Source organism: uncultured Phenylobacterium sp. (assembly GCF_902826855.1).
GTDB lineage: Bacteria > Pseudomonadota > Alphaproteobacteria > Caulobacterales > Caulobacteraceae > Phenylobacterium.
Genome location: NZ_CADEGK010000180.1, coordinates 1 through 9,306, shown reverse-complemented (window position 1 = coordinate 9,306; position 9,306 = coordinate 1). Strand labels below are relative to the sequence as shown.

Genomic DNA, 9,306 nt, shown 5'->3' with positions numbered 1-9,306 from the left:
ATCCTCCCCCCGATCCCGCGCCGGAGCCCCCGCGGGAGCCGTGGCCCGAACCCTACATCCCACCCTGGGAGCGGCTTCGCCCCGGCCAGTGCTGGCCCGGCAGCTCGGGCTGGTAGGCTCCTCACCCCGACGGTGGCCGCGGCCGCCGCCGGCCGGCTTGCCGTGGGAGGCGCTCGGGGATGGGCTACGGGGCCGAGCCCGCGAACGGCGGGACGGCGCGCATCTGCAAACCGGTCCTTGCCCCTGGCGGGTCAGGGTCTAGTCTTGCGCGAGGCGAGTGGATGCAAGGCTATGAGTGACGCTGTCGGCCCCGGCGATCTGGTTCTCTGCGTCAACGCGGCGCCGAACCACGCCACCGGAAGGCCCGTGCCCCTGCAGGCCGGCGAGACCTACCGGGTGATCGCGGTGATGGAGTTCGGCTGCCCCTGCGGGCGTTCCGACGCCCTGCTCGACGTGGGCGTCGACTTCGCCTGGTGCCAGACGCGCTTCCGGCTGCTGCCCAAGCCCAAGGCCCAGACCCGGACGCGCCGCGTGTCGGCGCCCAAGGAGAAGGAAACCATCCGCTGAACCGCCGGCCACGGCTTCGCGGCTGCGGGTTCGCCCAGGGACGGGCGTCCTAGCCATGGCGAACTTCAGGTACCGGCTGTTCGGCGGCCACGCGCCGATCAAGGTGGACGACTACACCGAGGCGGCGCGCCGCAAGGTGCCCGCCATGGCCTGGCCGTACCTCAGCGGCGGCGCCGACGACCTGGTCACCATGGCCGACAATCGCGACGCCTTCCGCCGCTGGCGCCTGAAGGTGCGCAGCCTGACCGGTGTGGCCAGGCCCGACCTGTCGACGACCATCGCCGGGACTAAGGTTTCCCTGCCGATCGGCCTGGCCCCCACCGGCATGGTGGGCCTGGCGCACTGGACCGGCGACATCGCTGCGGCCAAGGCGGCGGAGGCGGCGGGCACGCGCCATGTGCTCTCCACTGCATCCTCCTACACGATGGAGGAGGTCGCCGAGGCGACGGAGCAGAACCACTGGTTCCAGCTCTACCCCTTTGCCGACAAGCCCAAGGTCGCGGAGCTGATGACCCGCGCCGAGCAGGCCGGCTACACGGCGCTGTTCGTCACCGTCGACGTCGGCGTCATCGGCAACCGCGAGGGCGAGCGCCGCTCGGGCATGACCATCCCGCCCACCTTCACCGCCCGGCGCCTCCTGGAGGCCGGCACGCATCCGGCGTGGTGGTGGAACCTGCTGAAGCACCGCCGCGCCGCGCCGATCCACTACATCACCGGCCCGCGCACCATCGCCAGCGCCGTCGAGGGCGCCCGCGACCAGGCGCGGCGCATGCAGGGCGACCTGAACTGGGACGACGTGGCCTGGATGCGCGACCACTGGAAGGGCCCCTTCTACATCAAGGGCATCCTCGACCCCGACGACGCCGAGCGGGCGGTGAGCGGGATCGGCGCCCAAGGGGTGGTGGTGTCCAATCACGGCGGCCGCCAGCTCGACAGCTGCCTGGGCGCGCTGGACGCCCTGCCGCCCATCGTCGAGCGCATCGGCGGGCGCGGCGAGGTCTATCTGGACGGCGGCGTGCGCCGTGGCACCGACGTGCTGATCGCGCTGGCCCTGGGCGCCAAGGGCGTGTTCGTCGGACGGCCCTACGTCCACGGCCTCGCCGCCGATGGCCAGGCCGGGGTGACCGGCGTCCTCGACATCTTCCGGGCCGAACTGGTCCGCGACATGGTCCTGATGGGCCTGCCCAGCATCGAGGCGCTGGACCGCAGCTGGGTGCTGCCCGCTGGGTAGATGGCGCCTTCAGCCGATCAGGTCGCCACGCTGCGCGGCACGTCGCGGAAGGGTCGGTCCAGGTCCGGGCTCGGCTCCTTGGGCATGCGCAGGACCCGCTCGGCGATGATGTTGCGCTGGATCTCGTCGGTCCCGCCCGCGATCGAGATCGCCGGCGTCGACACCAGGATCTCGGCGATCAGCCCCTCCAGCGGCCCATCGGCGCCCGTCAGCATGGCGTCGGCCCCGGCGATCTGGGTGTGAACCCGCGCGGCGGCGCGCGCGATCAGGCTGGCGGCCAGTTTCCCCAGCGAGCCTTCCGGGCCGGGCGGGCGGCCGGCGGCCTGGGCGGCGCGGGCCCGCCTGGCCGTCCACTCCACGCTCTTGGCCAGGCTGAGCAGCTTGGCGATCTCCTGGCGGACCACCGGATCGTCCAGCTTGCCGCTGGCGCGCGCGCCCTCCAGCACCAGGTCCACCCGCCCGGTGCGCTGCGGGTACCAGACGTACGGCTCCAGCGCCGTCGCCGCCTCGGCGCTCGCCTGCGCGTGCGTGCGGCCGGGCCTGACGTCGGTGGGACCGGCGCCCGCCCCGAAACTGTCGAACCCGCGCCGCTCGTGCATCAGCGTCGTGGTGGCCACCGCCCAGCCGCCGCCCCGCTCGCCGACCAGGTGATCGGCGGCCACCTCGGCGTCGGTGAAGAACACCTGGTTGAACGAGGCGTGGCCGTTCATCTGGCGCAACGGCTGCACCTCGACGCCCGGCTGGCGCATGTCGATCAGGAAGTAGCTGAGCCCCTGGTGCTTCAGCTTGTCCCAGTCCGTGCGCGCGAGCAGGAGACCCCAGTCGGCGTGGTGCGCGCTGGTCGTCCACAGCTTCTGCCCGCTCACCACCCAGCGCCCGTCCCTGAAGTCCGCCCGCGTCGTCGCGCCCGCCGGGTCGGATCCGCTGCCCGGTTCGCTGAACAGCTGGCACCAGGTGTCCTCGCCGGTGAGGCTGCGGCGCAGGAACTGCTCCTTCTGGCCGTCCGACCCGTGCGCGAGCAGGACCGCCTGGGCCAGCGACCGCGGCCCCGCCCGCGCCACGCCCACCGCGCCGACGCGCCGGATCTCCTGGTCAACCACCTGGGCCAGCTCCGGCGACAGGTCGCGGCCGTACCAGCGGTTGGGCCAGGTCGGCGCGCCCCAGCCGGCGTCGATCAGCAGGTTCCGCCAGGCCACCAGCTCCCGCTCGGGATCCCAGTTGGCCTCCAGCCAGGACCGCACCTCGGCCCGCAGCGCCTCTTCGCTCGTCGTGCTCATCGTCAGGCCGCCCATGTCTGGATCATGCGTTCACGATGCCACGCCGCGTCGCCCAGGAAGACCTCGGAACTCTTGGCCCGCTTGAACCAGAGGTGCGTGTCGTTGTCCCAGGTGAAGCCGATCCCGCCGTGGATCTGAATCGTGTGGATCGCGGTCTGCAGATAGGTGTCGGACGCCATGGCCTTGGCCAGGTGCGCGACGGCAGGGAAATCCGCGGCGTCGTCATCGGCGGCGGCCGCGGCGTAGTAGGCGGCGGACTTCGCCAGCTCCACCTCCAGCAGCATGTCCGCCTGCTTGTGCTTCATCGACTGGAACGACGAGATCAGCCGCCCGAACTGCATCCGCAGGCTCGCATACTCGAGCGCGGACTCGCGAAGCCGCTCGGCGCCGCCGACCATCTCGCTGGCCAGCATGGCGCAGGCCTGCGCCAGCGTGCGGGCGAAGGGCGCCGCCGCACCCTCGGGCTCGCCAAGCAGGTCGGCCTCCACGCCCTCGAACGCCAGCCGCGCGAGCTTCCGCGTCGGGTCCAGCGCCGCCAGCGGCTGGACGGTGAGGCCCGGCGCATCGCGGCGGACCGTGAACAGCGAGAGCCCCTGCGACCCCTGCGACCCGGGCGCCCGCGCCAGGACGATGAACAGATCCGCGCTCGCGCCGTCGAGGACGAAGGACTTCACGCCGTCCAGGCGATAGCGGCCGCCGCCCGGGCGCGCCGTCATCCCGACGCCTTCGACATCCCAGCGCCCGTTCGGTTCGGCGAAGGCCAGGGTGGCCACGGTCTCGCCGCTCGCCAGCTTCGGCAGGAATTCGGCCTTCTGCGTTTCATCCGCGGCGTTGAGGATGGCCGTGGTCGCCAGCACGCTGGACGCGAAGAACGGCGAGCAGACGAGGGCGCGCCCCATCTCCTCGACGACGATGCCCAGTTCCACGAACCCCAGACCCAGGCCGCCGTACGCCTCCGGCACATGCACCCCGCCAAGCCCGATCTGGTCGTGCAGCCCGCGCCAGTCCGCCGCGTCCCAGCCCCGCTCCGTCTCCATCAACCGGCGGACCGTGCTCGTCGGCGACGTGTCCTCGAAGTAGCGGCGCAGCACGGAGCGCAGCTCCTCCTGCTCGCTGGTGAAACTGAACTGCATCGTCGACTGGCTCCCGCGGTCTGCGAGTTTGATCGTACTCGCACACGAGACCTGGGCAACGGGCCGCAGCTGAACAGGGCTTGGGCGGCTAGCGGCCGCGGACGCCGCCGTCGCCCAGGATGATGAAGGGCGCCCAGAAGCGTGGGTGCAAGCGCGCGCGGTCGGGCGGTGCGGCGAGGTAGGCGCGTTGCGCCTGCGCGAGCGCCTCCGCGGCGCCCGTCCCCCCGGCGTCGGCCAGCCGGGCGAAGACACCCGCGACGACGGTGGCGCTCGTCTCCGAGTTCACCGGCCACAGCGTGCCCAGCGTGGCGCGCGCCCCGGCCTGCGCGAACGCCGAGCTCAGCGCCGGCAGGTCCTGGGCGATGCGGGTGAACTCCAGGTTCGCCGTGTTGCAGGCCGAGAGCGCCACGAAGTCGGCTGGGAGCTCCAGGTCGGCGATCTCCGAGGCGGTCAGGAAGCCGTCGTCGGACGCCGGCCCCGCCGCCGGCGTCAGGACCAGCGCGGGCTCGGACACGCCCTCGACCTCGCCGCGCATGACGCCGTGGGTGGCGAACGAGACCAGCCGCGCGCCCCGAACCAACGCCGCGCGCACCTGGGCCTCGGTGGCGGCCTCGCCGGTCAGGACCTGGGCTGTGCGGAAGGGCCGCGCGGACTGCGCCAGTTCCGCCGCGGTCTCCGGCAACGGCCCGAGCCCGGCCTTGCGGACCGCCTCCGCCCCCGGTCGGTCCAGGACCGGGTCGCCGACGCCGAGGAACTCGCGGACCGGTGGGCTGAGCCGTGCGGACCGCGCGGCGACGAGGGCGGCGGCCGAGCCGGCGTAGCTGACGGCATGCGACCGCACGAACCAGTCGGCGGCCGCCAGGTCGTAGCCTGCGCCGCGCCGCGGCGGCGCCCGAGACAGCAGCGCCCCGAGCGGCAGGCCGCCCACGCTGATCAGCGGCGACAGCCAGATCACCCGGTCGTTCGGCTTCAAGCACGGTTCGAACGGACGCAGGAACGCGTCGTAGAGCCGGACCGCGGCGGCCACCGGGAACTGGCCATCGGCATCCTCGTCCGGCGCATGGGTGGCCGAGAGCGCGGCCTGCAGCAGGCGGACGTCGAGGTCGAGCGGGTGGTCCTTGTCAGAAGGCGCCGCCACCACTGTCATCCCGTCGCGGCGGACGCAGGCATAGGCCCGCCCACCGCCCACCGGCACATAGGCAAGGGCCGCCTCGTCCTTGGCCAGAACGCCGCGCAGCCGTTGCAGGGACACGAGGTTGGACCCCGACATCGCCAGCCCGGCCCGCACCAGCGACGCGTCGGAAACGGCCAGCCTCTCGTTCAGGCCCGCAAGCTCCGCCAGCCGCGCGGCGTCGTAGTCGAAGCTGCCGCCCGAGGCCGGCGCGCGGGCCCGGCCGACCATCTCCGCGATCGAGGCCTGCTCCAGCCGGTCGCGCTGCGCCCGCAGCCGCAGGCCCTGGTGCGCGGCCCGTCGCTGGTCCGCCGTGCGCGCGGACGACAGCAGTGTCATGGCGTCGGCGTCGAACCCCGGCCCCGCCCGGCTCGCGAGCTGGATCAGCGCAAAGGTGGTTTCGGGATCGGTCGCCTCGCGGGTGGCGGGGATGAGCGCGATCCCGACCATCAGCCGGTCGAACACGCCCGGCCGAAACCAGGACCCCGGCAGCGCGCCCGCCGCGGCCGCGGCGGCCTGGACCTGCGCGCCCAGTTCGCCGATCGCCTGGCTCTTCTCGGGCCCGGCCGGCAGGCCGAATCCGCGGCTCATTGTGCGGAAGGCCTCCACCGCAGCGCGCTCCTCCGCCTGCGGCTTGAACCCCAGCGGACCACCGAGGGCCGCCGCGGCCACAGCGTCCGGCCGCCCCGCCCTCTGCGCGGCCAACCCACGGGCCCCCAGGTATCTCACCTCGGCGACGTTGGCCGGCGCCCGTCCAGGCGTGCGGTAGAGCGCGCCCAAGGGGTGGTCCGACAGGGCGCGGACGCTGCAGTCGGGGCCGTCCTTGCACAGGCCCGCCTTCATGTTGAGCGCCGAGCCGGACAGCCACGCGCGGGTTTCGGCGTCGAGCTCCAGGTCCGCCAGGCTGTCCAGCACCGCGTCCGTCGCGCGCGCCGCGCCCAGGCCATCGTCGACGCCCAGCAGCAGGTTCGCCGCCGTGCGCTGGAACAGCACGGCCTCCGGCGTCCGCGGCGGCAGCGCAGCGACGACGAAGCCCGCGCTCGCCACGAAGAGCCCGTAGGCCCGCTCGTACGCGCCCAGCTCCACGAGGGTCGCCAACGCGTCGGCCAGCACCGTGGCGATGTCGTAGGACGCCGCCGCCGGCGACCGGATGGCGCCGGCGATCGCCAGCACCTCGCTGATCGCCTGCTCGGCTTCCTCCGGCTTGCCGCTGGCCAGCAGGATGTCGGCGCGCAGGGCCCGGCGGCGCAGGTAGATCAGTCCCTCGCCGGGGATGTCGACGCCCCACATCGGGTCGGCCATGGCCTGCGCCAGCGCCGGCCCGGACCCGATCGCGAGCCGGTCGGCGTTGATATAGTAGCCGACCTCCAACGCCTGCTGGGCGCGGCGGATCGGATCGCTCGACACCGAGGCGCTCACCGCGTCGACATAGGCCTGGGTGGTGGCGACCAGGCACTCGGCCGCGCGCATCCGTCGGCAGATCTCCAGCAGGGTCTGCAGCGCCAGCGCCCGCGACGCCGGATCGCCGCGCTCGGCCTCCGCAAGGGCCGCAAGCTGCGTGCGCGCCTTCAGGCCCTGGCCCTCGAAGAACAGCCGCTGGGCCTCCGCGATCTGCGCGTCAGGGGTCTTGGCCCGCGCCGGCGCAACCGTAAGGAGAAACAGGCTTGCCGCCAGACCAAGCACGGCTAGGCTTCGCAGCAGCCGTCCAGAGGGGGGACCTAAGGCCATGAAATGGCTCCGAATCGCCGCGCTCGCCACAAGCTTGGCCACTGCATCATATGCTCAGGCCGCGCCTCCGGAAGGCCATCTCGGCCAGCCGGCCACGCAAGGCCACGGCGCCCGCAAGCCCGCCCGCGCCGTCGTGGCACCGTCGATCTCCGCGGGGTCCGCGGCGCAGCGTTCCGGGCCGGCGGTAAAGCGGTACGCCCGCACCCTGGACGGCGTGCGGCCCGACGGCCGCTCGGTCACGCGCGGCGCCGCGGAGAGCAAGGTCTACGAGCAGGCGTCCCCCGCCGTGGTCCTGATCGTGACCCCCGCCGGCGTCGGCTCGGGCGTGGTGATCAGCGCCGACGGCCAGATCGTGACCAACCTCCACGTGGCGGGCGAGTTCGAGACCGTCGGCGTGATCTTCAAGCCGGCTCAGGAGGGCGCCTCCGTCGCGAAGGCCGAGATCCACAAGGCCAAGGTGCTGCGGCGCGACGAGCCGGCGGACCTGGCGCTGGTGAAGCTCGATAGCCTGCCGCCCGCCATCAAGCCTCTGACCATCGGCAGCACGGACTCCGTGCGCGTCGGCTCCGACGTCCACGCGATCGGCCACCCCACCGGCGAATCCTGGACCTACACCCGCGGCATCGTCAGCCAGATCCGCCGCGACTACGCCTGGACCGCCACCGGCGACCGCTACGAGCACAAGGCCACGGTCATCCAGACCCAGACCCCGATCAATCCGGGCAATTCGGGCGGCCCCCTGTTGAGCGAGAAACTCGAGGTGGTCGGCATCAACAGCTTCAAGTCCAGCGGCGAGGGGCTCAACTTCGCCGTGTCGGCGGAGGACGTGAAGGCCATGCTGGCCCGCCCGGACAACCGCGCGGCGATCAAGCGCTCCAACGCGCCAGGCGGTGTCTGCAAGGAGGCGGAAGTCGACAGCCGGCCATCCAAGGACCCGGTTGGCGTCGAGTACCTGATCGACTCCGACTGCGACGACGAGGGCGACTACTCGGTGGTCATACCCAACAACAAGCGCGACGCGGTCCTGACCATGCTGGACACCGACGCCGACCAGGCGATCGACACCATCCTGGTCGACAAGAACCGCGACGGCGCCCCGGAAACCGGCCTCTACGACACCGACGGCGACGGCAAGATCGACCTCCTGGGCACATTCCGGAAGGGCGAGGACGAACCCTACAAGTGGGAGAAGGTGAAGAACTGAGGCGTGCGGGCGCCGCGTGGCGTCACATGGCGGCGCGGAGCCGCCCCGAGAAGAATTCCGGGCCAACCCGCCCCCTCGGGCTGGTAGCGGCCGCGGCCACGGCGGCTTGGCTTCGCGCGGGAGACGGCCGAGAGTCGGACCATGCGCGTCTCGGTGATCGGCACGTCAGGGTCGGGCAAGACCACCTTCGCGGGCGCGTTGGCCCGCCGCCTCGGCGTGCGCCACGTCGATCTCGACGCGATCAACTGGCAGCCGGGGTGGACGGACCTGAACCAGGGCGACCCGGAGGAATTCCGTCGCCGGGTCGCCGAGGCGGTCGCCGACGAGGCCTGGGTCAGCTGCGGCAACTACGCCAAGGTCCGCGACATCTTGTTTGGCCGCGCCACCCACCTGGTCTGGCTGGACTATCCGAAGGCCGTCGTCATGGCCCGCGTCCTGCGGCGCTCCTTCCATCGCGCCTGGACAGGTGAGGAGCTGTGGCCCGGCACCGGCAACCGCGAGGACTTCCGCCGCTGGCTCAAGCCCGAGCATCCCATTCGCTGGGCCTGGGACACCTATGCGGAGCGCAGGGCCCGCTACGGCGAGCTGATGGCCGACCCGGCTCTGGCGCACCTGGAACGCTTCCGCCTCATGCGGCCCTCGGAGGCGCCACGGCTGATCGAGCTGCTGGCGGCGGGCCTCTAGGCGCCCGCCGCGGCCTTGGCGATGCGTGCGTCGCGCAGCGCGGTGCGACGCACCTTGCCGGCGTCGTCGCGCACCGGCTCATCGACGAACTCGAAGGAGCGGGGGCGCTTGTAGGTGACCAGCCGGTCCTGCAGGTGCTCGGCGAGCTCTTCGCCGGTCACGTCGCCCTTCACGTTGACGATGGCATGGATGCGCGCGCCCAAGTCGTCGTCCGGAAGGCCGATCACCGCGCAGGACTGCACCGCCGGATGCTCCTCCAGCGCCGCCTCGATCTCGGCAGGATAAACGTTGGAGCCGCCCACCAGGATCAT

Annotated in this window: 7 protein-coding genes and 1 pseudogene; 4 read left to right on the top strand and 4 right to left on the bottom strand. The window is 72.6% G+C overall.

The features are described from left to right. Nucleotides 1-291: 291 nt before the first annotated feature. Together QZV94_RS19695 and QZV94_RS19690 are read left to right on the top strand one after the other, a co-directional pair. Nucleotides 292-567, top strand: a complete 276-nt coding sequence (locus QZV94_RS19695; RefSeq protein ID WP_293680806.1) for a hypothetical protein — start codon at nt 292-294, stop codon at nt 565-567. 55 nt (nt 568-622) lie between these two features. Continuing rightward, complete coding sequence (locus QZV94_RS19690; RefSeq protein WP_293680803.1) at nt 623-1,798, top strand: alpha-hydroxy acid oxidase; 1,176 nt, start codon at nt 623-625, stop codon at nt 1,796-1,798. Between the two features lie 17 nt (nt 1,799-1,815). On the opposite strand, the gene QZV94_RS19685 is transcribed toward QZV94_RS19690, so the two are convergent. From QZV94_RS19685 to QZV94_RS19675, 3 genes are all read right to left on the bottom strand, one after another. Continuing rightward, nucleotides 1,816-3,075: an acyl-CoA dehydrogenase family protein gene (locus tag QZV94_RS19685; RefSeq protein ID WP_293680800.1), complete on the bottom strand. Its 1,260-nt coding sequence runs from the start codon at nt 3,073-3,075 to the stop codon at nt 1,816-1,818. A 2-nt stretch (nt 3,076-3,077) separates the two neighbouring features. After that, the gene (locus QZV94_RS19680) at nt 3,078-4,208 is read right to left on the bottom strand and encodes an acyl-CoA dehydrogenase family protein (RefSeq protein ID WP_293680797.1); all 1,131 of its coding nucleotides are present in this window, start codon (nt 4,206-4,208) and stop codon (nt 3,078-3,080) included. Between the two features lie 88 nt (nt 4,209-4,296). Continuing rightward, nucleotides 4,297-7,107 carry a CHAT domain-containing protein gene (locus QZV94_RS19675; RefSeq protein WP_293680794.1) on the bottom strand — a complete coding sequence of 937 codons (2,811 nt, stop codon included), beginning with the start codon at nt 7,105-7,107 and terminating at the stop codon, nt 4,297-4,299. Nucleotides 7,108-7,141: 34 nt separating this feature from the next. Between QZV94_RS19675 and QZV94_RS19670 the strand changes: the two genes are divergently transcribed. Continuing rightward, nucleotides 7,142-8,311: a S1C family serine protease gene (locus QZV94_RS19670; RefSeq protein WP_293680791.1), complete on the top strand. Its 1,170-nt coding sequence runs from the start codon at nt 7,142-7,144 to the stop codon at nt 8,309-8,311. Between the two features lie 141 nt (nt 8,312-8,452). Further along, the gene (locus QZV94_RS19665) at nt 8,453-8,995 is read left to right on the top strand and encodes a hypothetical protein (RefSeq protein WP_293680788.1); all 543 of its coding nucleotides are present in this window, start codon (nt 8,453-8,455) and stop codon (nt 8,993-8,995) included. On the opposite strand, the pseudogene QZV94_RS19660 reads toward QZV94_RS19665, so the two are convergent. Next, nucleotides 8,992-9,306 (bottom strand): annotated as a pseudogene (locus tag QZV94_RS19660) (acid--CoA ligase); the annotation flags it as partial. The gene QZV94_RS19665 and the pseudogene QZV94_RS19660 sit on opposite strands and share 4 nt — an antisense overlap.